The organism is Pedobacter sp. UYP30 (genome assembly GCF_040547165.1).
Taxonomy (GTDB): Bacteria; Bacteroidota; Bacteroidia; order Sphingobacteriales; family Sphingobacteriaceae; genus Pedobacter.
Genome location: NZ_JBEPPD010000008.1, coordinates 16,325 through 42,276 on the forward strand (window position 1 = coordinate 16,325; position 25,952 = coordinate 42,276).

The following is a 25,952-nucleotide window of genomic DNA, read 5'->3' on the forward strand; positions in this document are numbered from 1 at the left end:
TTAAAAGCCAAATAGGCCTCCGCTTTTACCCCGGGGCTTCTTGCCAGTTAACATACCAAAAATACCTCTCACTATTTCTCTTCCTATTTGTCTGGTAATGGTGGCGCCCATTACTTCTTCTACCAAACTTTTCTCTCCGGGTTTTGGCTTGCTAGCGGTTTTTGCCTCTTTTTGCTCTAGTGCCTCCTGCTGTGCTTTTTCTGCCTCGGCAGCTTGATCATTTACCCGCTTTGTTAAAATATCATAAGCACTTTCTGGATCTATCGCATCTTTATATTTTCCATACATCGCACTACCTTCTACAAGTTTATCAAAATCTGCAGTAGTTAATGGCCCCATAGTAGATCTAGGCGCGGTAAGCATAGTTGCAGCAACCTGTGTTGGGATACCTTTCTCGTTCAACACCGTTATAAGTGCCTGCCCGGTACCCAAACTAGTTAGCATTTTGTCTATCTCATAAAAATTAGACTTTGGGTAGGTATTTGCCGTTTTCTTCAGCGCGTCTACATCGTTCGGGGTAAAAGCTCTAAGTGCATGCTGAACCCTATTACCCAACTGCGCAAGTACACTTTCTGGCACATCTGTAGGCGATTGCGTACAGAAGAAAACACCAATTCCTTTAGATCTTATCAATCTGATAATCGTTTCTATCTGTTCTAAAAATGCTTTTGAAGAATCTTTAAATAACAGGTGTGCTTCATCAAAGAAGAAAACCAGTTTCGGCTTATCTAAATCGCCAACTTCTGGCTCTCTGCTAAATATTTCTGCCAGCAAGCTTAACAAAAAGGTAGAATATAACACCGGTTGATTTTGTACATCGGCAATGTTTAGTAAACTTATTGTCCCTTTTCCATCTACGCGGTCGAAAAGATCTTCTATATCAAAAGATTTCTCGCCAAACATATTTGCCAATCCTTGTTGCTCTACGGCAATTATTTTTCTTAAAATTGTTCCAGAAGTTGAGGTTGAAATGGTGCCATAGTTACTTTTTATCTCTGCTGCGCCCGCATCTTCTGATAAGTAAGAAACAAGTTTTTTTAAATCGTTAAGATCTATGATGGGCATTTTATTGTCATCGGCATATTTAAAAATAACCGCCATTACACCTGCTTGGGTATCATTTAAATCTAACACTTTAGATAACAGGGTTGGGCCAAACTCCAATACCGTCGCTCGCATTTGCGCGCCAACTTTGCCAGATAAGGAGTAGATTTCTACCGGGAAACCAGTTGGAACAAATGGTTTGTTAAGTTGCTTGCTTCTGTCTTCTATTTTTGGGTTAGCTGCTCCAGCTTCGTTCAAACCAGATAAATCCCCTTTAACGTCTAACATAAAAACGGGCACTCCAGCATCAGAAAGCTGTTCGGCAAACAATTGTAGCGTTCTTGTTTTTCCCGTTCCCGTTGCTCCGGCCACCAAACCGTGCCGAGTCATCATTTTTAAAGAAAGGTTTACTTCTGCTTCGCTGTAAACCGTTCCATCTAAAATGCCAGCACCTAAGTAAATAGATGATCCGGAGGGAGAGTAGGAGGCTTTGATCTCTTCTATAAAACTTGCCGATTTGTCGCTCATTTCTGTAAATTTTATGCCCAATTTAACAAACTATACTCAAAAACATCCTGTTAGATATGAAAAAATTAATCTGTCGGACTTTCTAGTTGTTTGTAGTAATTAAGTTCGTTTTCTAACCTGATCACTTTGCTTTGCACGTCTTCTAATTGGTTTAGCAAATGCGCAACGGCATGCAGTCCTTCTAAATTAATATCTAAATCTTTAGAAAGGTGTTGAAAACGAGTAAGTTTAGACAACTCTTCTAAATCTAAAAATGCAATTTTTTGAACCACGGTAGTTGTAATCAATCCAAAATCTGCAAGTGCGTGCACAAAATTGATTTCTATCTTTTCATACAAACAAATATCGGCTATGGCGATGAGCTTATTTTCCATAATACTTAAAGTTTAGCTAGTTTTTCAAATAATTCCTTTTGGTCATCACTTAGCGATGTCGGCAATTGTACCTTCCACTTAATATAAAAATCGCCAAATTGTCCCTCTTTCTTATACACCGGAAAACCCTTCTCTTTTAGTCTGAGCGTACTATCAGGCTGTGTTCCTGCTACAATCTTAAGTTTAACCTTTCCGTTTAGTGTTTCCACAATCTTCTCGCCACCCAACACCGCTGTATATAAATCTATCTGTTCTTCTACGTAAATATCTTTGCCCTTGCGCTTAAATTTTGCGTCGTTAGCCAACACAAAAGTGATGTATAAATCTCCTGCAGGACCATTATTTGTTCCCGGTGCTCCATAACCTGGCAGTTTAATCTTCTGTAGGTTTTCTACCCCTGCCGGGATGGAAATGCGTACTTGCTTTCCGTTAACGGTGAGGGTTTGTTTGTGCGTTTTATAGGCATCCAACAAATTCAACTTAAGCTCTGCGGAATAATCTTGTCCTTTAAATGCAGTTTGCCTGCCCCTACCTTGCTGCCCTCCAAACATAGATGAAAAGAAATCGGAAAAATCCTCTCCCCCGCTAAACCCACCGCTATTATTTGCGTAACCTTGTTGGCCAGCGTATTGTTGTTGTTGGCTTCTTTGCCTTTGCTGCTGCGCTTCCATCTGGTCCGCATGCTGCCAATCTTTTCCGTACTTATCGTACTTTTTGCGCTTTTCGGGATCGCTTAACACTTCGTTGGCCTCGTTAATTTCTTTGAATTTCTTTTCGGCCTCCGCATTTTCGGGATTTATATCTGGGTGGTGCTTTCGAGCAAGCTTTCTATATCCCTTTTTCACATCGGTAGCGGTAGCATCCTTGTTTAATCCAAGTACCTTATAATAATCTACGTAATCCATATTTTACTTCAAAAAATAGTAGTTGTGTTCAAATTTATCTAATTTGGCTTAGATTTAGGAACCTCTAAAGTTAACTAACTAATATCACATCGATATGTTTTCTTAAGGGAGAAAAAAATAGATTTGAAATTCTGTACTTTTTAAAAAACGAAAAACAATGCTGACCAAAAAAATTTCTCTCATTGTAGTATGCTCCGTTCTGGCTTTTGGCCTAAAGGCTCAAACAAAACTAAATGTAGTTGTTGCTGGATTAAACCACGACCACATTTATGGCATAATGAACAGCTACAAACATGGCGACCTTAACATTTTAGCCATTGCCGAGCCAAACCCCCAGTTGGTAGAGAAGTACAAAAAAATGTACAACATACCTGCAAATATATTTTACAGCAACCTTGCAGATGCTCTAAAAGACAAAAAACCAGATGTTGTTTTGGCTTATAATGCCATAAGCGATCATATAAATGTGGTAGAAACCGCGGCACCACTCGGCCTGTCTGTTATGGTAGAAAAGCCCCTTTGCCTAAACAACAAAGAGGCAGACCGGATTGCTTTTTTAGCAAAAAAATACCATATTAAAGTACTCACTAATTATGAAACCACTTGGTATCCAAGTAATCAAGAGGCTTATTTAGACATAAAAAAAGAAGATAAAATTGGTTCGATTGTAAAAATGGTGGCGCATGACGGGCATCAGGGGCCGAAAGAAATTGGCGTAAGCAAAGAATTTTTAAGCTGGTTAACCGACCCAGCAAAAAATGGCGCCGGTGCATTGGTAGATTTTGGCTGCTACGGCGCCAATTTAATGACCTGGATGATGGACGGCAAAATGCCGATTTCTGTAATGGCGGTTACGCACCAAATTAAGCCAAACGTTTATCCTAAGGTAGATGATGATGCAACCATTTTGTTGGAATACCCAAATGCGACAGGAATTATAGAAGCTTCTTGGAACTGGCCTTTCAGTATAAAAGATTTCGAGGTTTTTGGAAAAAGCGGCTATTTGCAAACCGTTAACAACAACACCATGCGTTTTCGAAAAGACGGCATGAACGGTTACGATATTTATAGAGCGAAAGAATTAGACGCCTCTAAAGCTAATTATCTGGGATATTTAACATCGGTTTTAAAAGAAACCGCAGCGCCAAAAAACGATTTGTCCTCGCTGGCGAATAACATTATAGTTGTAAAAATTTTAAGCGCCGCAAAAGAATCTGCCAAGACTGGGAAGAAGGTTTATTTGAAATAGGTGTTTACTTACGAGTTTAGCTTCACTAATTACGATTGGCTTTAGCGCAAGCATCTGCGGGTTAGAAAAATTACAACCCTTAATAAACGTTTATTGCAACAAGCGAACGCTTGCGCCAGATTGTGAGCATCTATGCCGCTGAATACCAACAATCTTTAATTTGCAAAAACTAAGCAAACCGCCGCGCCCAATTCTATTCTTTTGCCTGTGTTTGATAATTTCCCGGTAGCTTTACTTCGCTTAAACACAACAATTTCTTTGGTGTATTGATGTGCAACCAAGAGATACTTGCCCGTTGGATCAATTACAAAACTGCGTGGCCCTTTGCCCAAGCTAGGAACAGTCTCCACAAGTTTTAAGGTTCCGTTTTCGGCGACAGAAAACACTGAAATGGTATTTGCATCGCCACGGTTACTTTCGTACAAAAATTTACCATCAGCAGAAAGCAGAATCTCGGCACCATCAATCGCTCCGCTAAAACCTTCGGCTACAGTTTCCACGTGTTCTACTTCTTTAAATTTTCCATCGGCGAAGGCCAAAACCGCAATTCTCCCATTAAACTCATGTACCAAATAAGCAAACTTTCCATCCTTGCCAAAAACAATATGCCTTGGGCCAGTACCTGGGGTGGTTTTATAAACAGCGTACGGTGTAAGAATTTCTTTTTTTGCCTCCGGGTGATATTTGTAAGTGTACACCTTGTCCTCACCCAAATCATCTACGATAAAATACTTTTTATCAGGCGAAAAAATCCCCATGTGAACATGCGCACTTTTTTGTCTCCCTTTAGGATCTGAGCCACTACCTGTGTGCTGAATAACCTGAATTTCGTCTGTAATACTTCCATCGGCCATACGATTAAAAACCGCCAAGCTGCCACTAGAATAGTTGGCAACAAACACATGTTTTGCATTTACGGTAATGTAACATGGATCAGTTCCTGCACTTGCTACCTTATTTATGAATTCAAGTTTCTGCGTCTTCTTGTTATACTTAAAAGCACTAACTGTACTAGTTTTACCGCTTTCATTTACGGCATACACAAATCTTCCATCAGGCGCAAGCGCTAAAAAGCTTGGATTTAAAGCATCTAACTCTTGTACTTGAGTTGCTTTTGCATTAGCCGTGTTAAAGCCATAGCTGTAAATTCCTTTGGCCATTCCGGTATTGGTGTACGTACCTATAAGCAGATTTTCGGTAAGTTTTTGGGCAAAGCTCATTTTAAAAAGAGATAACAGTATAAGCGTGCAAAGAAATGGTTTCATTTTTGTAGTTTTAACAAAGGTGCTTAAAAATTGTTTATAGCTCACGTTAAGTGATGAATTTTCTGTAGATAAGGCATTCATCAAAGGAGGAAATTCTACAGTCGCTATTTAACACTATCTTTATAAAGCAATTGCAAATTCGAATAAAATTTTTAACCAATTATTATTCCTGGCATTGATGTTAAATATTTTCAGAATAAAATGCCTGTAGAAAAAAGAAAACCTGCGCCAAGAGCTGCATCGTGGCGACATATTAACAGCTAAACAAAAAGGCTGCAAAAAGCCACATTGTGGCGATATATTAATAGAATTAATTAAAAATTTAGATTGAGCTCCGTGGGAGCGACATATTAATTAATAATTTATGGCAAATACGTACACACAATTATATTTTCACATTGTTTTTGCCGTGAAAGGCCGAAAAAACCATATTTCGATAAAATGGAAAGATGAATTGTACAAATACATTACCGGGATTGTGTCTAACAAAAAACAAAAATTATTAATTATCAATGGTATGCCTAATCATATTCACTTATTAATAGGCACAAAACCTAATTGCAATTTATCCGATTTAGTTCGCGATATTAAAGCAAATTCTTCAAAATGGATAAACGAAAAAAAATTAATCCCGGGAAAATTTGAGTGGCAAACAGGCTTTGGTGCATTTACTGTAAGTCAATCACAATTACCGAAAATTATCGAGTACATAAAAAAGCAAGAAGAACACCACCTTACAAAAACATTTAAAGAAGAATATATAGAATTTCTTAACGCCTATCAAATTGATTTTAAACCAGAATATATTTTTAAAGACGAATAATGCCGCTCCTACGGAGCTAAAAACGGACATCGTTACAGCCTATTAATATATTACTCCTACGGAGCTGTTAGCGCCATCCCCATTAAGCTATTAATATTTCGCTCCTAAGGAGCGAAATATTATCAAAAAAAAAGCAGCTTTAAAAAGCTGCTTCCATTGTTATTTTATCAAATGCTTTATTTGAACGAGTTCATGATCTTCCAAATACCTCCATCGCCCGCGCGGAAGGTCTTTTTTGGTTAGGTTTCCATAAACTACACGATCCAATTTATCTACATTGTAACCCAAATGCTCAAAAATTCTACGTACAATTCTATTTTTTCCGCTGTGGATCTGAATGCCAATTTCTTTCTTAGTGCCGCCGGCAACATAAGAAATGGCATCGGGCTTAATTAACCCATCTTCTAATTCTAATCCAAAAGCGATTTTATTTAAATCGCCCTGAGATAAAGATCTATCCAATTCTACATTGTACATTTTACTAATGCCGTTCTTGGGATGAGAAAGTTTATCCGCCAAATCGCCGTCATTGGTCATCAATAGTAAACCCGTAGTATTTCTATCTAACCTACCAACGGGATAAACGCGCTCGTTTGTGGCCTTATCTATCAGCTGCATCACGGTTTTTCGCTCTTGGGGATCATCAGTAGTGGTAATGTAATCTTTAGGCTTGTTCAGCAAGATGTACACTTTTTTCTCTCTTTTCAAAAGCTCGCCATTGTATCTAACGGCATCTTTTGCCGGATCAACTTTATGCCCGAGTTCTGTAATTACCTCGCCGTTAACGCTAACAACCCCGGCAGAAATAAACTCATCGGCCCTACGGCGAGAACAAATACCAGCATTGGCTATGTATCTGTTAAGTCTAATTAATCCCTTGTCTGCATTGGTTTTGCGAGCAGGCGCTAGAACGGTGCTAGATGCGCGCTTCTTTTCGAAAGGCTTGTTTTCTTCTCGTTGTCTAAACGGACGGCTGTCATTTCCTTCTTTGTTTCTCGGCGCTACATCTCTAGAACTACCTGCGCTTGGCTTAAAGTCGTCCCATTCCTTTTTAGTGTATTTAGGCTTGTAATCTCCTTCTGCGCCTTTCTCATAGGGTCTAGCTTTAAAAGCCTGGCCTTCATCTTTCTTAAATCCCTTTCCTCTCTCCTCTCTCGCAAAAGGCTTATCGCCGAAACCTCTATCTCTCGATTTTTTTGGGTCAAATTCCTTTTTCCCAGAAAATTTCCCTGAATCTCGAGGCTTAAATTCTCTTTTTTGAAATCCTTCTCCGCGTTCATCTTTGCCAGAGGGTTTGTCTCCAAAACTTCTGTCTCTGGCTGTCTTCGAACCAAATTCCTTCTTACCTGCGTATTTTCCCGAATCTCGTGGTTTAAATTCTCGCTTCTGATATCCTTCGCCACGTTCTCCGCTAGGCTTTGCACGAAAAGTTTTCTCTTCTCTATCTCGCCCGAAAGTTCGTTTGTCGTCTCCTTCTGGGCTACGTTTCTTAAAATCAGAACGTTTTTCAGAACCATTATCTTTATCTCCGCTTTTTGTACTACGCGCTCTTGGTGCATTTCTATCGCCAGGTTTGCGACTCCCAGAGCTGGACTTGTCATCCCGACTGTTCCTATTGTTTTTATTTACCATTACTTTTGTTTATCCGCAAAAAATACGGATCGCAAAATTACGCAAATTTGCCCGCTTTACAAATTAGTAATAAGACTTTTAACAATCCGCAGATTCAACTCGTCAATACGACTTTCTTGCCCAATTTAGCCTCATTTTCATCGAAGCAACGTGCAACCAATACGGCAATCCATCTTGGATAACTGCGAGAAAAATTCTAATTTTTATCAATGATCCAATTCGCCACATCATCTACCAGATTTACAGATACGCTTGCTGGAATGTTGTATTGAGCTGCTGTCCCTTTTTCTGATTGCTTGCTAAGTAAGTGGTTTAGCTCCGGATAGAATTTTAAGGTTACATTTCTCCGCTTGCCCAAACTCTTCTCCCACAAATCAAAATCAGTTTTGCTAACCTGAAAATCATTGCCACCCTGAACAATTAATATCCTAGTTTTCGACAGTTTCTTAGCCGTTTCTACCTGATTGTAATTGTTGAGGTCTACCCAATAAGATGCTGGTAAACCAACAAGAATAGAATCTGCCTTCATGTTTCCAAGCTTAGTAATGTTTCCTTTTTCTACCTCTTTTAAAATCTGTTCAAAACGGGTCTTGCCCGCAGCTGTGGTGTCTTTAGAAATCGAAAATTGATACTTACTCTGTTCAACTATCAAATCTGTCAATTTTCTCGCGGGCGCAGCAGCCAAAATGATGCCGCCTAGATTTGGCGAAAGCATGGCGATTCTTGGTGCGAGCATGCCACCTAAACTATGTCCGAAAACATAAACTCCATTTTTCTTTGCTCCTTCTACCTTTGTTGCTACATCAATGGCCGCAATTGCATCTTTCGTGGTTTCTTCGTTAACTGTAAAAGCCCCAACAAATTCATTTGGATAAATTAATGTGCGCTTAACATATCTTAACGAAGCGATACCTTTAGAGGCCAAGCCAGCGGCTAAATCTTTAAACGGCTTATTCGGGCCAAAAGTTTCATCCATATCATTTGGGCCAGATCCGTGTACAAAAACCACGATTGGGAAGCTTTTTATATTTTTTGGAACGGTTAATACGGCGGCCAACTGATTGTTGCCGGCACCAATGTAAAGCGGTTTTTCTATATAAAGCGCGGTGTCGGCATAACTTGGCAATGTGTATGTTTGTTCCACACGTTTTGGAGCTATAAAAATACCCACAATTTTTTGAGCACTGTCAAACCCGAGCAGAAAATTTTGATCTATATTTTTAAATTTCCCTTCTACTGTAACGGCATAAAATTTACCTTGCGCCTTGCTTTCAATAGCCTCTAAACTTTCTACCGCGCCACATTTCCCTATAATGTTTCCCCAAAGCTCTTGCAGGTTTTTTTCTGGCAGCTTGGTTTTTAGGGTGTCATCAAAAAAAGCATAGGCATCGTGAAATTTTTCCTCTTGCATGAGTTGAAAAAAATCATTTGCATTTTTAAAAAGGCTTAATACATTTTGAGAAAAGGCCGAGGAAGAAAAGAATACGGCAATGGCAAGCAAATAAATTCGTCTCATATTAATTGATATGTTGGGCGTAATTTACCTGATAATTTACACTTTTACGCAAAAAACATCTGCAAACGTAGATTTTAGCCCGTTGTATTTTTTTTTATTTTTTTAAAACATTTTAAAGAATAGAACGTTTAGTTACTGAGAGCGTTAATTTAGATTGCGGGGAAGTTGCTTAGGCAGCCTCCCCGTTTTTATTAACTTTTTATTTCTCAAAAACTTCAACAGAGTTCTCCTTCGCCATAATTATTTTTTGCGTTAAGCCAATAAATAATCCTTGTGCAAAAACACCTACAATCTGGTTTAAGCGCATAGAGAGGTTTTCTGGCTTTTTAATCAAACCAAAATCAGTATCTAAAATAACATTCCCGTTATCCGTTTTATAAATTTCTCCGTCTGCTTTCCTCAACACACACTTTCCGCCCAACTTCTCTATTTCCTCAAATGCGTATTGATAAGCCAATGGAACTATTTCTATGGGCAAGGTAAAAGCTCCTAAAGCTGCTACTAGCTTAGAAGAGTCTGCAATAATAATACTATTTTTAGTTAATGATGCCACTATCTTTTCTCTAAATAGTGCGCCGCCGCCACCTTTAATTAAATCTAAATTTTTGGTAAATTCGTCTGCGCCATCTATGCTTATGTCTAAATAACCCACCTTACTAAGATCCATCACTTCTATGCCAAAACTAGCTGCTAGTTGGGCGGTTTTAATAGAAGTTGCGACAGTTTTAATGTTCAGCCCAGATTTAACTTTCTGTCCAATTGCTTCAATGGCATATTTGGCTGTGCTTCCGGTGCCGAGACCCACCAAGTCTCCATTTTTAACAAATTCTACTGCCGCCAAAGCCGCAGCTTTTTTTTCAATTTCAGATGGAGATAACTGCTCGTTTTTCATTATTGATTGTTTTTAAAAATTTGCCCGTAGGTAATGTCAACTTCCTTAAAACTTTGTCTTTACAGACAAGCCAAATGTACGGGGATTGCCTAAATGTGCTGCGCCAAAATCGTATGCGTAATCTATATAGGTTTTATTGTCTAGGTTTCTTCCCCAGAAATAAATTTCGTAATTTTTATTAGAAACCCCAATCTTTGCGTTTAACAAACTGTAGCCTTTTTGTTCTATTCTATTGGCAAGATCGTAAAATTGGTTACCAATGTAAAACCATTCGCCCCTGGCAAGTAAGCTTAAATTAGACGATTTCTTTATCTGATAGCTGTATTGCACAGCGGTAGAGGAAGTGACACTCGGCGTGTAAACTTGTCTGTTTCCATTGTAATTTACCTCTTTACCATCTACCGGCAAACTTAGGGTTTTATAAACAGCATCTGCGTAACCTAAATTGTATGCCACATCCAAACCTTTTACTGGTTTTGCAGCAAGTTCCATCTCCACGCCCTCGCTATGCAACTTTCCTGCATTTTTTGTAACAGTTACCGCATCTGGTAAAATTAAAACAGGCACCTGTGCATCGGTTAAATTGATGTAGAAATAAGATAAATTTAACCTTAATTTTTGATCTAGAAACTCATTTTTTATACCAATCTCATAGTTATCGCTATATTCTGGCTTATAGGCTACAAGTGGCAATACCGATGGGTCTGAACCGAGTTGGGTAATTCCGCCCGCCCTAAAACCTCTGCTGTAGCTTGCATATAGGTTACTCTGTTCGGCTATTTTGTATGCTAAAGAAAACTTTGGAGAAAATGCTTTAAAAGTAGCTTTCCCCGCGGTATCTTTCTGGGTAATTACGGCATCGGCGCCATCCATTACAAACTCTCCTTGCACGTTTAGTTTCTTATGTTCGTAATCATAACGCAAGCCAAGAGTAGCTAAAAGTTTAGGCGTAATAGAATAACTTAATTGGCCGAAAGCGGCTAAACCGTACCCTTTACCTGTATTGGTGTTTACGGTGGTAAAATTTGGAAATGGCGCACCAAGTAATCCCCCATCTGCGCCAAAATGCGTTCCTTGTTTAACTGGGTTGGTTTGATAAAATCCATAAAGCCCGCCTAGCCACTTTAGTTTGCTAAAGGTAGCTGGCGAACTGAATTTAAACTCTTGTGTATACACCTGCACCTTATTCCAGTCTTTACCATAATTGTTGATGATAGAAACTCCATCTATCGGAGAAAAATCGCCGTCGATTGGCTGGGTATAATACCTGTAATTGTTTTGATATGCGGTTTGAGAGCTAACACTTATTTTATCTCCATAGTAATTGGCAGATAGAGAAGCGTTAAACAAGTTATCAACCATCTCGGTTATGGCATTCTGATTTACCTCGAAAGGATGTTTTAAAGCCTCTTCTACACTTCCGGTAAGCGGAAAAGTACCGTTATTTCTATTCTCGTTGTGCTTAACATTTAAGGTAAGCGAGAATTTATCAGTAGGTATATATTTTAAATAATAGTTCCCTAAAAAACCGTGCAACTTATCGAACTTAGCATTGTTAAAAGTGTTGGTATAGAAACCATCTTGCTTGCTATACAATCCGGCAGCGCCAAAATACAGATGATTTTGAACCAGTGGCAGCCTGATGCCAGCACTATAACGCTGTTGGCCAAATTTTCCAAAGTCGGCACCCAGAAAACCGCTAACAGTATTGGTTGGTTTTTTGGTAATGATGTTGATTACGCCACCCATGGCATTTCGCCCATAAAGCGTGCCTTGTGGTCCACGTAGCACCTCTATGCTTTCAACATCAAACAGAGATGCAATGTAGGTATCTAATCCAAATTGATTTACTCCATCTATATAAGTAGCCACTGCCTGATCGTAAGATGTGGTTCCGATGCCTCTAATAGATGTTATGTTTCTCCCATCACCTGGATTGCTGCTGTACAAATTTGGCACAATACCAGCCAAATCTCGGGTATTCTGGATGCGATAATCTTCTACTTTTTGTGCAGATAAAGAAGTAACGCTTGCAGGCAACTCTTGTAATTTTTGCTCGCTTTTTTCTGAACTGACCACTATATCATCTAGCGCTAAACTTGATGAGGTTAAGGTAATTACATAATAAGTATCGCTTTGAAGGTCTAACTTTAATACTTTATCGGCATAGCCCACCGCAGAAAATTTTAGACTTAGCTTTCGCGATGGGAGATTAGAAAGGGTAAAATTCCCATCGGCATCTGTTTTTGTTACAATAGATGTATTTATTACTTGTACAAGTACGTTTGGCAGATGCTGCTTTGAATAGTTTAGCACACCACCTTCAAATTTTATGTTCTGTTGTGCGCTTGCCGCAGCGCTAATAATTAATAAGGCTAAAAATAAAAAATTTTTCATTAGAGATTCAAACGCTTTAAAAAACAACGGTTGGCGTTAGTGCCAACCGTTGTGAAATAAATTAGGGTGCAAATTAAACTTTTAAATGCAAACGAAGTATTATTTAAGAGAGTTTATCCAAGCAGCTATTTTAAGTGCATCTGCTTTGGCAACCTGTGGCATTGGTGGCATCTCCGTAGAATAACCAGGCCAATTTTTTGGCTCAGGGTTATGAATCAGTTTCAAAATTCGCTCGTTAGAATAATTACGCTTTGCAACCTCTGAGAAGGCTGGGCCAATTTGTCTTTTAGTTGGGTTATGGCAAGCCAAACAGGTGTTTTTGGTTAGCAAGCCTTCTACTTCTTTGTAAGTTGGTGCTTTTGCAACCATTTGCTTAGCACCGTTAAGAGCGTTGGGAGCGTTAGGATTATCGGCATTAGCTTTCTCAGGCGCTGTCTTAACAGCTGTAGGTAAAGGCTTTCCGGTTGTACTGACTGACGAGTTCTTAGTACTTACCCCTTTCATAGAAAGTTTTGCGCCGTCGGGTATAGCGTTTAAAGTGTAAAAAGCTACCGGATGTATTAAAGAATAAAAATTTTCTTTACTTCTAATCCCATCTAAAGTTAAAGTATGAACATAATATGGGCGTAAACCCTGAACAATTAATCTAGCTTTCAAGCCATCAGGCGACAATTTAACACCGCTAATTTTTAACGTTTCTTGGTTAACTGGCGGAGAACCATATACTGGTTGATATTTATAAGTAAAGCTCTCTACCGAATAAGAAGCCAAATCTTCTGCAGATTTAGGATCTACAGGTTTTGTAAACTCAACCTCAAATCCATCGGGCATTGCTCTAACGGCCTTCATCTCAAATGGAATTTTGTCGTTATAAGTAACGCGTTCTAAGCCCTCGTTTGCATCGCCGGCAGAACCCCAACCTCTGTTGGTCTCTCCTACAAACAACGAACCATCTTGTGCCCACGCCAACCTTAACACACCAGAACGGAAACCTTTTCTAAACAAAAATGCTGCTCCCTGTTCTTGGCCTTTTACTGTTTCTAAAAACACGCGAGAAATGATGCTCATTCCCTGATCACCTATTAAAACCTGACCTGCAAAAGGGCCGAAAGTTCCTTCAGGAATTTTTACAGCTTCTGAAGTGGAAATTCCCAAAATACCATGTGGTAAAATAACCTCCGGCAATTTTAATGAAGGAAATGTTTTTTGCTGTTCGTGAAGCGTAGTAAATTTCTCATTTACCCGATTTTCGGGTTTGATCTGGCGCCCTTTGGCATCTTTTACACGCCTTTCGTCCATGTGGGTGTAGAAAAAAGTAGAATCCAATTTTACTGGAGAATCTGGTCTATCTGCCCAACGGAGACTTGCTGGGTGTCCCATAAAATCGCCTTTATTTACTTTCCATAAACCACCGGAACCAACCCAGTCGCCTTGGTTTTCTGTATAATAAAATTGGCCATCTAATAAACTTATCCCCGCAGGAGAACGAAAACCAGCTGCATAAGGCATCATTTTTCCATCTTCGGTAATGTTCATTGCCCAGCCACGCATCGGCACACGACTTTCTGCGCGCCACCATTCTTCATCGCCGAAGGCAACGTTTGCGGTAACCATAAATGTACCATCGGGCATTATTTTTGGCCCGAAGCTATACTCATGATAATGCCCACTAAGCGGCCAAGCATAAATAGTTTCATACACATCGGCTTTGCCGTCCATGTTCTTGTCTATTAATTTGGTTAATTCGCCACGTTGCGCAACGTAGATAGCTCCATCTTTATAGGCTAAACCTAAAATTTCATGTAAACCCGATGCAAATTTTCTAAAATAAGGCCTTGTTCCTGTTGGGTTTTCTACAATATAAACCTCGCCTCGGCGTGTAGATATTCCCAAATCGCCATTTGGCAAAGTGGCTAATCCGCCAACCTCTAAAATAACTCCCTCGGGTACTCTAACTTTATTTATTTTAAAGAAGTCTTCTTCTTTTGGTGTTTCTTGCGAAAAGCTTGCGCCAGCCGTTATTAGACTTAGTGCCAATGCAACAATTGCGCTTTTTCTGTTTAAAAATTTCATGTTGTATTTGCTTAAAATAGGATTGAATAATTTAATTTGCTGCCAATTGGCATAATCAATTGCTTCATCCCGTTGTTATCCCGAATAATTGGTTTGCCATCTGCCTCATTAATTTTAATGTAGTAAGACTTATCGTTTAGCACATACAACCCCTTTTCTATTTCTTGAATGTCTGTTGCATTTGCCAAAAGCAGATATAGGTCTTTTGTTGATTTATCGGTAGAAATCTCTCTGTTTAAACCGTGGCCATCAGGCATAGCTTTAATGGCATCGTTAATTTTCGTTCCGTAAGTAATGTATTTAAACTCTGGTCTATCTTCTGCATCCATTACGTAACCTTTGGGTCTATAGCCAGAACCAACGGTATCAGTTGGCCAACTATCTTTACTGCCCTTTAACATAGCAACAGATGGAATAAGTTTTTTTGTAAAATAAGTAACATTGCCTTGTGGTTTCGATGTTCCGTTTCCACGACCATCCCACATTGCAGTGGTCTCTAAGAAATGCCCGTGCCAAGCTTTCATAAGCATGCCTTTATCTAAATCGTAACTGAAACTTACTTGCTCTGGGCCACCAACCGAAATGCCATGCGGTGCTAGCACATTGTTTTCTAAAGGAACAAAACTACGAAGGTTTACATTGCTGTTCGCCTCTACATAAATTGGATCTGCACCGCCACGTTGTTCTTTTACTGCATAATCTTGAAACGGCTTTATACTGATGTTTCTAAATGCAACCGATCCATGATCTCCTTGTAGACGCAAAGATGCCTTGGCCACCTCTTTACCTGCATTGCCTCTGGTTGGGCCAACTAATTCGATATTTTCGTGGATAAGGACGCCGTTGAGTTCAACCTGTAAAATTTTTGCATTTGCTGTCTTGCTGCCAGAAGCATCAAAAGTTGGCGCCTGAAAAACGATTTTTATATGTTGCCAAAGCCCTGGTGCCTTACTTACATTTTGTCGAGGAGCAAAGCCACCAACCACTTCATCGCCTTTTGGTCTAGATGCATCCCAACGGCCATAAATACCACCATTGTTAGCAGAAGTTGGATTTCTAAGTCCCCAAGAATCTTCTAACTGAACTTCATAATTTCCTTGCAGATAAATTCCAGAGTTGCCTCCTTTTGCCATAAGGTAATCTAATTCCAAAACAGCATTTCCAAATTGTTCGTTCGTAAACAAATCAGCACCGTGATTTTTTTCGCTAGAAGAACAGAGCAAAATGCCCGTTCCTTTGGTGCTTTCTATAGCATCGTTCTTTGATAAGTCTGTGGTTACGCCTCCAACAATAGACCAGTTTTTTCCTGCGTTTTTAAAAGCTGACAGATCATCCAGACTAATTGTTTGGGTTTGTGCAAAACCGAAGTTTGCCAAGAGTGCAAGGGGTAAAGCCATCGCAAACGCTCGAAATTTAAAAATTTTCATAGTTAATATCTGATTAGGTACCTAAGCTTAATAAAGTGAAATTAAACTTAAAGAACAGGCTTGGCGGCGCAATTGCCTCCAAGCCCGTTTAAATTTTATTTATCTGTTGACAAAGAGTAAGGAAAATCTGCAGGGTTAGAGCCGCGTTGCTTATTAGGCGTAGCGCTCATATCGAAATCTAAAACTGCACCTTTCTGCAAAGCCGAATGACTTAACCAGTTTTTAGAGTAAGGTTTGCCATCCATCTTCAATGAGTTTACATAAAGATTTTTAGCGCTGTTTTTCGGCGCGTTTATTACAACCTTCTTACCATTTTCTAAGCTAATGGTAATTTTTCTAAATAACGGCGCTCCCAATACGTACTGATCTGTTGCTGGAGTTACGGGATAAAAACCCATTGCAGAAAACACATACCAAGCAGATGTCTGTCCGTTATCTTCATCGCCACAATAACCATCTGGCGTTGCATGGTACATTCTATTCATGGTTTCTCTAGCCCAATATTGGGTTTTGTAAGGTGCACCTCCGTAATTATACAAATAGATCATGTGCTGAATAGGCTGGTTTCCATGTGCGTATTGGCCCATTCCGGCAATTTGCATTTCTCTAATTTCATGGATTACTCCGCCATAAGCGCTTTCATCAAACACTGGAGGCATAGAGAATACAGAATCTAATTTCTCCACAAACTTATCATGGCCACCCATCATTTTTGCCAATCCATCAATGTCTTGAAAAACCGACCATGTGTAGTGCCAGCTGTTACCTTCTGTAAATGCTCCGCCCCATTTAAACGGACTAAAAGGACTTTGGAAAGTTCCATCTTCGTTTTTTCCACGCATTAAGCCAACCCTTTTATCAAAAAGATTTTTATAATTCATGGCTCTTTTTTTATAGATGTCTATCTCAGATGCTGGCTTACCCAATTTTTTACCTAATTGATAGATGGCAAAATCATCATAAGAATACTCTAAAGTTTTGGCTGCGTTCTCTCCTATTTTTACATCATAAGGCACATAACCTAATTTATTGTAATACTCAAAGCCATTACGACCAACAGCGTCCATTGGCCCTTGCCCATTTGCTCCGTGTTTTAACGCATCCCAAAGGGTGTTAATATCGTACCCACGGCCACCTTTTATATAAGCATCGGCTACTATAGAGGCAGAATTATTACCCACCATAATGTTGGCATAGCCTGGGCTGCTCCACTCTGGCAACCAGCCGCCTTCTTTATAATCGTTTATTAGCCCTTCTTGCATTTCTTTGTTAATAGAAGGATAAACCAAATTTAGGAAAGGGTAAAGTGCTCTAAAAGTATCCCAAAAACCAGTGCCACCAAACATATAACCTGGTAAAGTCTTGCCATTGTATGGGCTCCAGTGCACAATTTTATTATCGGCATTTATCTCATACAATTTATTTGGGAAAAACAGCGTGCGGTACATACAAGAATAAAATGTTCTGGTTTGATCTACTGTACCACCTTCTACCAATACCTTACTTAAAGTTTTGTTCCAAACCGCTTTTGCTTTTGCCTTTGTGGCATCAAAGCCATCGTTAGAAAGTTCTCTTTTTAAGTTAAGTTCTGCTTGCTCAAAACTTATAAAGGAAGAGGCAACTTTAGCATTAACCTGTTCACCTTTTTTTGTTTTGAACCCGATAACCGCACCACTTTGATCGCTTTGCAATTCCAAGTCATCGGTAATAGCTGCCTTGCTGCTCCAGGTTTTAGATATATCGAAATCCTTATCAAAATAAATTACAAAATAATTTTTAAAGTTTTTTGGTAATGGGCCGCGTGCATATTTGGTTGTATAACCAATAATTTTACGCTCTTTAGGCATAATTTTAATGTACGAACCTTTGTTTTGCGCATCTACCACAATGTAAGCGCTGTCTGTTTTAGGAAACGTAAATCTAAATTGTGCAGCTCTCTCGGTTGGCGTAATCTCAGTGGTAACATCATAATCAGCCAAATAAACGCTGTAATAATATGGCTTAGATACCTCTGCCTTATGGCTAAACCAACTGGCACGCTCATCGTCTGTAACTTTTAACTTACCTACCACAGGCATCAACGAAAATGCGCCATAATCGTTCATCCAAGGAGATGGCTGATGTGTTTGTTTAAAACCTAATATTTTGTTTTTGCTGTATTGATATGCCCAACCATCGCCGTTTTTTCCGGTTTGTGGGGTCCACATGTTCATGCCCCAAGGCACACCAATTGCCGGGTAGGTATTTCCATTAGATAAACTTGGATCTGAATCGGTACCCATTAATGGATTGATCCAATCTACGGGATCTACAATAGGCCCAACAAGAGGCATATTTGTTTGCGCAAAACTGTGACTAACAGCCAGCGTAAATAAAACGATTAATAGTTTTTTCATTTTTGTGTGTATTTGGTTAGTGTATATCTATTTTAGTTGGTCTGTTCAAGGTATCTAAATATTTGGATTTTTCAAATACTCTTGCCATAAATCATCAAGGTCTTTCCCGGTTTGATCTTTCCAAATTTCTGAGGTGTAAGTATGGTCTCTAAGCTTAGCATCTACCGTTTTTACTATTCCTGGTTTGATGTTCTTTTCCATCCAAGCGAAAAAAGCCGCCGTGGTCCTGTAGCTGTTTTTATAACTATCGCTTTCTTTTGGTGGCACTAGTTTCCAGTGTGCCTCTTCATTAGCAATTCCAAATTTGTAACGGGCAAAATCGGCAATACCTTCTGTTAGCCAACCTGGCCCAAGGCTGTTTCCATAATCTTGCACAATATGCATGGTTTCGTGGGTTACTACATCTATATCTCCAGCATGTTTTGACATATATGCCGGGTTAAAAGTTACCTTGCCATTGGCAGTTGCCGCAACCCCGTCATAAGTTGTATCTATAGAAAAAGTTACGGTTTTTAATGTTTTTGGATTGTACTCTGCTGCCAATTTTGGGTATACCTCAAAAAAAGTTTTTATAAGCCGTTGTTTCAGCTGCGGACTAAAAGTTGCATCGTTGCTCTCAAAAAGTAACGTATAGCCCTTTTTCTTTATCTTTTCCTGTGCCTGACTACTATTTATAATTAAACACGAGAACAAAAATAAGATGGTGTAAACCGAAAATCTCTTCATTTTTTAAAACCTATTGGGAGGACAATTTACTAAATCGTTTTATTATTGCAAAACTTGTGCTCAAATCTCTCAAAAAACTTACTTAACAACCATTTTACCTGTTTTCCGATCCGAGTATTCTAAGTGGATTTTATTAGGTTTTTTACCATACTCTGCCCAAAGCTCATCGAGTGTTTTCCCAGTTAAACTTTTCCAAGAATCTAACGTGTATTGTTTCTTCCGCAGTAAACCATCTATTGTTTTAATAATTTCTGGCTTAACGTTTTGTTCTAGCCAAACAAAGAAACGTGCAGTAACGCGGTAACTGTTGGTATAACTTTGTTTAGCGTTGTAGGCGGGCAAATACCATTTAGAGCCAACATTATCATAGCCATATTTGTACCTAACATAATCTGCAATTCCCTCCGTTAGCCAAACTGGGCCGGATCCATAATCATACACTTGCACCACATGCATGCCTTCGTGGGTTACAATATCTATATCTGTGGGATGAGCTTTCATATAAGCCGCGCTAAATAAAATGCGCCCGTCACTTGCCTCTGCAACTGCCTTATATGCAGTATCTATTACAAAAAGAACGTCCTTCCTTGCTTTTTTATTAAAGGTTTTCCTAAGTTTTGGATAAACGGCAAAATATGTTTCTGTTAATGTCTTCTTAACTTCGGGATCTAAATTTGGATCCTTGCTTACAAACACCAGTGTATAGCCGTGATGCTTTGTGGTGTCTGAAAGCTGCCAATGAGACGATAAACTTGCCTCCAAGATTTTATCAATATTCTTTGGATTTCCATTTATCCATGCGCTATCCACTAAAATTTCTCCCTCTTTTGCGGCCAACACTTTTTCTAGGCTAGGTTTTATGGTTAAACTAACTTTTCTTTTTGTACGATAACCATCTGCGCGCGCAAAAGCCGGATAGGCTTTAAAAAAAGCATCTACAACCTTATCTTTTACTTTGGGGTTTGTTAGCGAACTTGGATTTTCGAAAACCAACGTATATCTATTTCTTTTCACAGAATCGGTTTGTGCCGATGCACTAATTGAAAAAAGCAGCACGGAAATAAGAATTAAAATTCTATTCATCATTATTTTGAGTTTAATAAAGTATTTAAAGCTGACATAAAACGATAATTTAGATGAACGGTGGTTTACTGGTTTTCGAAATGAAATCACACACTGCCTTATTCTACTATTCACAAAACTTAAAAATAGTAGCAAAGCACTTCGCATTACCGCAAAGCTAAAAACCACCTAGCAAAAGAGCAGTATGGTTCTCTACTCTAAATTATTTACTTATATAATATTCTTCGCAGCAGCTTGCCGCACCAATTATTGCAGAGAGTTCGTTAAGTTTAGATACCGCTATTTCTACAGCTACGTGCTTTTGCTTTAAGGTTTCCATCAACTTTTGAGAAAAAGCAAAAAAAGCTTTTGAGATGTTTCCGCCAATAACTACGGTATCTGTTTGGTGTAATTCAATTATTGGAACTAAGAAATTAGCAAGGTTCTCGCCAAATTCGTCAAATATTTGTTGTGCACTTTCATCGCTATCTAACAACGCTACCAACTCTTTAACTCCTGTCAATTCTCTGCCGTTTGCTTCTTTATATCTTTTTAGAAACCATCTGGTAGAAAAATAATCCTCAGCAATTCCATCTAAAAAACCTTCGTTCCACAAATCTGCATCTACAGATTTAAAATCTATACAATGTGCTGAGCCTAAGCCTGTACCAAGCGTTAAACCAAACACTCTTGATTTGTCTCTGGCAGCGCCCGCATAAACCTCTCCTTGTAAAAAACTAGCGGCATCATTAATGAAATAAAAATGATCTTTTGGTATGCCGAGGCAAGCAGAAAGCTCATTTTTAATATTTACATCATAAAGCGCCCTAAATTTGTCTTGATCCTTTATTAAAGAAATGCCTTCTTCATAATCAAACGGCCCGGGGATTGCTATACCTATGTATCTTAATTGGTTGGGAACATCTTTAAAGGTTTCGTTTATAACCTTGCACCAAGAATTTATAATTTCTTCCTTTTTACCTTTAGAATTTACGGGCTGTCTTCTTATAGAATCTTGTATTAAATGCCGATTGTCTAAATCTATCAATGCGGCAGTGATGTGGGTCCCTCCTATGTCTATTCCTAACGCAACATGTTTTTCCATGCTTTTTTATTTTGTAAAATCTTTGCTTTTGTTGTCTTCTAAAAAACCTATTCTTTTGTTAAAGAAAAGGGCTTGTCTTCACTTGCTAATCCTCTGTTCTTGTTCGGCTTGTTATCCATCTCTAAGGAAAGCGTGCCGCCATTAGCTAACTCTTTATAAGTAATAAAGTTATGCGTGTAATCTTTTCCGTTTAATTTAGCAGACTTAATGTACACGTTCTCTGCCGAATTTGCTGGTGCGTTGATGATAAACTTTTTTCCATTCTCTAACCTGATGGTTGTTTTCTTAAATTTTGGACTGCCGAAAACATATTGATCCGTGCCCGGCGTTACGCTATAAAAGCCCATGGCACTTAACACATACCAAGACGATGTTTGCCCTTGATCTTCATCGCCCGGATAGCCGTTTTCTGTACCAGAATAAAGTTTATCCATTACCTTGCGCGACCAATATTGGGATTTCCACGGTTGATTGGCATAGTTATACAAATACACCATGTGCTGTATAGGTTGGTTTCCATGAGCGTACTGCCCCATGTTCGCCACAACCATTTCTTTCATTTCGTGTATCATGCCACCATAACTTCCAACGTTAACTTTATTTGGCTGCGAGAAGACAGAATCTAGTTTTGCAGTAAAATTTTGGTTTCCGCCCATTAGATCTATAAGCCCTTGTGTGTCTTGAAAAACCGACCAGACCCAATGCCAAGCATTGCCTTCGGTAAACGGCCCACCCCATTCAGTTGGATCGAAGTTTGGTCGCCAATTGCCTTTCTCATCGCGCCCGCGCATAAAACGCGTAGATGGATCATATACATTTTTATAGTTGTACATCTGGCGACTAAATACATCCATATAGAACTTATTACCGGTCATTTTGGCTAATTCGTAAGCACAAAAATCATCGTAAGCGTATTCTAAAGTTTTAGCCGTAGCCTCTCTGTACTTTGTGTAAGGCACAAACCCAAGTTCGTAATATTCTTTCCAACCGTCTCTGCCGTTTGCCGGACCCCATGGCCCTTTGTTAAAAGCTTCATGCGCATAAGCTTTCAATGCTTCGTTCGGATCAAAAGTTCTAATGCCTTTTGCCCAAGCATCGGTAAATAAAGAGATGGCATGGTTGCCAATCATACTGCCGGCTTCGCTCGGGAAAGACCAAGATGGAAGCCAACCACATTGTTGATAGGCAGCCAGCATAGCTTGCATATATTGGCCTTGCATTTCTGGATGCATCAATGCCGTTAGCGGAAACTGAGCTCTAAAAGTGTCCCAAAAACCAGTATCGGTAAACATATAGCCATCGTGCACTTTTCCATCATACGGACTAAAATAATAAGGTTTTCCTTGTTCATTTAGCTCATAAAATTTCCTAGAAAAAAGACTTGCTCTAAAAAAACAAGAATAGAATGTTTCCATATCTGCCTTAGTGCCGCCTTCTACATCTATCTTTCCTAAAGACTTGTTCCACACTTCTGCAGCTTTGCTTTTGGTCTGTTCTAAGGTTTTATCATCTCCAAGTTCTCTCTCCAAATTTAATTGTGCCTGTGCCGCACTTATGTACGATGAAGCCGTTTTAACCTGTACTTTCTCGCCATTTGCAAACTGCACATAAGCGCCTTTGCCATAGCCCTCGGCTATTGTCGAATCTGAATTGATGGTGTTCTTTTTATTTTCCCAAGTACCGTAAGCCTTAAACGGCTTATCAAATATCAGCACAAAATAACTTTTCCAACCTTTTTTAAATCCTTCGCCATTGTTTACGTACCCTGTTATTTTATTTTCTTTGGGATGGATTTCAACTCCGCTTATGCGTGTATAACCATCTAAAATAAGGTAGCTTTTCTCTCCTTTCGGGAAAGAAAAACGCAAATGTGCCCCGCGTTCTGATGGCGAAATTTCTGTCGTAATCTTATTATCGAAAGTAACCTTATAGTAATTTGGTTTTGCAACCTCGTTTTTATGGCTAAATTTTGCTTCGCGGTCATCTTCGTTAACAACCAGTTTACCTATTTCTGGAAAAAGAGAAAAAACGGCATAGTCTCTGGTCCAAGAGCTGCATTGGTGGGCTTGCTGAAAACCTCTAATTTTATCTTTTGCATACTGATATTTCCAACCATCGCCATTTTTACCGGTTTGTGGGGTCCAAGTATGCATACCAAAAGGTAAGGCCGTAGTTGGGTAAGTGTTGCCCCGGGTAAGCGTAAAGTCTGAGTTAGTTCCCTGTAACGTATTTACATATTGAACAAAATCCTTTTGCTGAGCATAAATAGCGTTGTACGTAAAACAAAAGACGATACCTATCGCAATACGAATTTTCATATTCATTGACTTATTTTTTTTTACCATGTTATATTTACGCTAACTCCTCGGCTAAAATTCTCGAAACCTAGTAAGAGTGTGCTCGATTTTTCATCCCAAGTATTTTTATCAATTTTCAAAGGTTTTCCATCCAAAGTTAAATGAATTGCTGTTGGCTTACCCGGAAGCAAAATCCTCATGATATTATTTGTATTCTCTGGGCTTTTTGCAATGAAAGCATAACTAGCGTTGGTAATGGTTTCATTGGTAACCCTAGCTGCTGTGGCTAATGTTTGAGGCTTTTGCTTATCCTCAGTTTTACTTAAATCGTACAAATAGCCTTGGCTGCCTAGCGGGATAACTTTTTCATTTATAACAGGCAACTCGGGATTGAACAAGTCGATAAAAGAGCCTTTTAAGTTGAGCGGTTTGCTATCCTTACCCTCATCCATCACCGCGGCAATAATATATGGTCCGCGATGCAAAACGAAGTTGTTTTTAATTACCAAGTCTCCTGCTTTTGCTTCTTGCTGATATGCCGTTTTAATTGTCTTTAAAAACAACGCATCGCCGCTTTCTTCCAAAACATTTTCTTTGGGATCTTTCCTCAACACGTACACTTTTCCTGCGCCAACAGAATATTTGCCAGCTTTACCATCATCGGCTATGCCTAGTAATTTAAATAAATGTTGCGATGGGGTTTTAAAAGTATTTCCATTTGTGTTCCACCATTCTTTTACCGTTTGGAAAGGGTCTTTATCTCTGCCAAGGTAAACAAGTACGCCGCCATTTTTTACCCATTTTGTTAATTCTTTGTGGTAACTTGCCGAGAGCGGCTTCATATTAGCGTAACTCATAATCAACACTTTAACACCTTTCAATGCATTTGCGTTTGCCAAGTTCTCCATGTGTACGGTTTCCACAGGTATTCCTTGTTTCAATAGTGGAAGTGCCATGCCATAAAAATTAGAAAGGCTAGGATCGTCATAACCATTATGAGTAGGGAACCGCTGAAACATCATGGAGTTTGACAGTAAAACCGAAATACCATGGCTTCCATTTACCTTATTGTTAGACTTTGGCATTTGGTTTAGAGAATTTACCATTACTTGCATCTGTGTGGCATAAGCGGGAGAAATTGGCTGCTTTCCATCCATGCCTTCAACGGTAAACTTGCCATTGTAAATTCTATTTGGCCAAGGCATTACCTCATACGTATCTACACTGGGATATAAAAGTTCTGCTGCAAAAGTTGCCTGATAATTTACTTTGTAATCATCCCAAGAATGTGCCCTGTCTTCTATCGGGTCGGTTAAAAAATAAACACGCCTGCCGGTTGCAGCCGTCATAGAAACCATGGAACCATATTCTAAAAAAGCGTTTTCGAACACTCTTTCTTTCTTTAAGCCGTTATAAAAAATGGGCTCTCTGGCAGTACCAGTCCAAACTTGCGCAATGTAGCCGTCCATTCCTTCTAAGTTTGCCAAGCTTGCCTCTGGACTAACGATTTCCCAGAGGGAATAATTTATAAGTGAGTGCGTTGGCACATAACATTTTACTCTCGGTCCTTTGCTCTCGCTATACGTTTTTATATAGGCGAATACCTGTTTAAGCGCGTTAAAATAAAGTTGATACTTTAGCTTGGAGGAAAGATAGGTAGCTTCGGCAGATTTGTCTTGAGGCATCCAAGCAAAGCCATAATATTTTTGCCACTCGGCTTTAAACGCATCACTGTAGCCTGCTCTCGCCCAAAACTCTGGCTCTTCTAAGTAAATTGCGGTAACTCCTGCATCAATAGCACGTTTTACCTGGCTTTTCATGTAGCTTAGGTAATTATCAGATGGGACAATGTATGGAATATTTTTACCATGCCAAATGGTATCGCCTTTTACAGTTACCTGGCCTTCATCTAAATGGTTTTTTCCGTCCCATTTGCCTAAAAAGTAATCTTGATATTCTCCCCAGGCAATTCCAGTCATAAATTGAACTTCGTAGCCCTTTTCTCTATATCCTTTTACCCGTTCTTCGAAATTACCACCACGACCGCTAATTCCGTATACCATGGCAATATCGGTTCTAATATCGAAGGAGTTGCTGTATGCGCTGCTTTCTTGAAAAGATGTCTTTTGCTTGCTAATTTCTTGGGCTAAAACGTTTGCCGTGCAAAAACAGCATAACAAACCAAAAACATAAAATTTAATATGTTTTGACATTAAGTCTGGGTTGGCTGCTTTTCGGGAC

18 protein-coding genes are annotated in these 25,952 nt (G+C 39.2%); 2 read left to right on the forward strand and 16 right to left on the reverse strand.

Features of this window, described 5'->3' with window-relative positions; all coding sequences use genetic code 11:
• The 3 genes from ABIB40_RS10650 to ABIB40_RS10660 all read right to left on the reverse strand — a co-directional run bounded on the left by ABIB40_RS10650 (position 1) and on the right by ABIB40_RS10660 (position 2,851).
• Entirely contained in the window at positions 1–1,572 is a 1,572-nt protein-coding gene (locus ABIB40_RS10650) for a helicase HerA-like domain-containing protein (RefSeq protein ID WP_354358823.1), read from the reverse strand.
• A 65-nt stretch (positions 1,573–1,637) separates the two neighbouring features.
• Positions 1,638–1,946: a chaperone modulator CbpM gene (locus ABIB40_RS10655; protein ID WP_354358825.1), complete on the reverse strand. Its 309-nt coding sequence runs from the start codon at positions 1,944–1,946 to the stop codon at positions 1,638–1,640.
• Between the two features lie 5 nt (positions 1,947–1,951).
• Positions 1,952–2,851 carry a DnaJ C-terminal domain-containing protein gene (locus ABIB40_RS10660; RefSeq protein ID WP_354358827.1) on the reverse strand — a complete coding sequence of 300 codons (900 nt, stop codon included), beginning with the start codon at positions 2,849–2,851 and terminating at the stop codon, positions 1,952–1,954.
• 157 nt (positions 2,852–3,008) lie between these two features.
• On the opposite strand from ABIB40_RS10660, the gene ABIB40_RS10665 reads away from it, so the two are divergent.
• Positions 3,009–4,100 carry a Gfo/Idh/MocA family protein gene (locus ABIB40_RS10665; RefSeq protein ID WP_354358829.1) on the forward strand — a complete coding sequence of 364 codons (1,092 nt, stop codon included), beginning with the start codon at positions 3,009–3,011 and terminating at the stop codon, positions 4,098–4,100.
• Positions 4,101–4,255: 155 nt separating this feature from the next.
• Here ABIB40_RS10665 and ABIB40_RS10670 read toward each other — a convergent pair whose 3' ends face one another.
• Positions 4,256–5,365, reverse strand: coding sequence for a lactonase family protein (locus ABIB40_RS10670; protein WP_354358831.1), 1,110 nt, complete (start codon positions 5,363–5,365; stop codon positions 4,256–4,258).
• A 364-nt stretch (positions 5,366–5,729) separates the two neighbouring features.
• On the opposite strand from ABIB40_RS10670, the gene tnpA reads away from it, so the two are divergent.
• A complete protein-coding gene (gene tnpA / locus ABIB40_RS10675; RefSeq protein ID WP_354358833.1) occupies positions 5,730–6,188 on the forward strand; it encodes an IS200/IS605 family transposase in 459 nt (152 codons plus the stop codon).
• Between the two features lie 159 nt (positions 6,189–6,347).
• On the opposite strand, the gene ABIB40_RS10680 is transcribed toward tnpA, so the two are convergent.
• From ABIB40_RS10680 to ABIB40_RS10735, 12 genes are all read right to left on the reverse strand, one after another.
• Complete coding sequence (locus ABIB40_RS10680; protein WP_354358835.1) at positions 6,348–7,820, reverse strand: pseudouridine synthase; 1,473 nt, start codon at positions 7,818–7,820, stop codon at positions 6,348–6,350.
• 196 nt (positions 7,821–8,016) lie between these two features.
• Positions 8,017–9,336, reverse strand: coding sequence for a DUF3887 domain-containing protein (locus ABIB40_RS10685; RefSeq protein WP_354358837.1), 1,320 nt, complete (start codon positions 9,334–9,336; stop codon positions 8,017–8,019).
• A 199-nt stretch (positions 9,337–9,535) separates the two neighbouring features.
• Complete coding sequence (gene rpiA / locus ABIB40_RS10690) at positions 9,536–10,228, reverse strand: ribose-5-phosphate isomerase RpiA (RefSeq protein ID WP_354358839.1); 693 nt, start codon at positions 10,226–10,228, stop codon at positions 9,536–9,538.
• A 45-nt stretch (positions 10,229–10,273) separates the two neighbouring features.
• Complete coding sequence (locus tag ABIB40_RS10695; protein WP_354358841.1) at positions 10,274–12,625, reverse strand: TonB-dependent receptor; 2,352 nt, start codon at positions 12,623–12,625, stop codon at positions 10,274–10,276.
• Between the two features lie 99 nt (positions 12,626–12,724).
• Positions 12,725–14,698 carry a c-type cytochrome gene (locus ABIB40_RS10700; RefSeq protein ID WP_354358843.1) on the reverse strand — a complete coding sequence of 658 codons (1,974 nt, stop codon included), beginning with the start codon at positions 14,696–14,698 and terminating at the stop codon, positions 12,725–12,727.
• 11 nt (positions 14,699–14,709) lie between these two features.
• Positions 14,710–16,095: a 3-keto-disaccharide hydrolase gene (locus tag ABIB40_RS10705; RefSeq protein ID WP_354358845.1), complete on the reverse strand. Its 1,386-nt coding sequence runs from the start codon at positions 16,093–16,095 to the stop codon at positions 14,710–14,712.
• 125 nt (positions 16,096–16,220) lie between these two features.
• Entirely contained in the window at positions 16,221–18,521 is a 2,301-nt protein-coding gene (locus tag ABIB40_RS10710; RefSeq protein WP_354358847.1) for a GH92 family glycosyl hydrolase, read from the reverse strand.
• A 54-nt stretch (positions 18,522–18,575) separates the two neighbouring features.
• On the reverse strand, positions 18,576–19,247 hold the full coding sequence (locus tag ABIB40_RS10715; RefSeq protein WP_354358849.1) for a basic secretory protein-like protein: 672 nt from the start codon (positions 19,245–19,247) through the stop codon (positions 18,576–18,578).
• Positions 19,248–19,325: 78 nt separating this feature from the next.
• Positions 19,326–20,333 (reverse strand): basic secretory protein-like protein, encoded by a 1,008-nt coding sequence (locus ABIB40_RS10720; protein ID WP_354358850.1) that lies wholly within the window; start codon positions 20,331–20,333, stop codon positions 19,326–19,328.
• 199 nt (positions 20,334–20,532) lie between these two features.
• On the reverse strand, positions 20,533–21,414 hold the full coding sequence (locus ABIB40_RS10725) for an ROK family protein (protein ID WP_354358852.1): 882 nt from the start codon (positions 21,412–21,414) through the stop codon (positions 20,533–20,535).
• Positions 21,415–21,461: 47 nt separating this feature from the next.
• Positions 21,462–23,732, reverse strand: coding sequence for a GH92 family glycosyl hydrolase (locus ABIB40_RS10730; RefSeq protein WP_354358854.1), 2,271 nt, complete (start codon positions 23,730–23,732; stop codon positions 21,462–21,464).
• A gap of 20 nt (positions 23,733–23,752) precedes the next feature.
• Positions 23,753–25,924, reverse strand: a complete 2,172-nt coding sequence (locus ABIB40_RS10735) for a hypothetical protein (protein WP_354358856.1) — start codon at positions 25,922–25,924, stop codon at positions 23,753–23,755.
• Between the last annotated feature and the right edge of the window lie 28 nt (positions 25,925–25,952).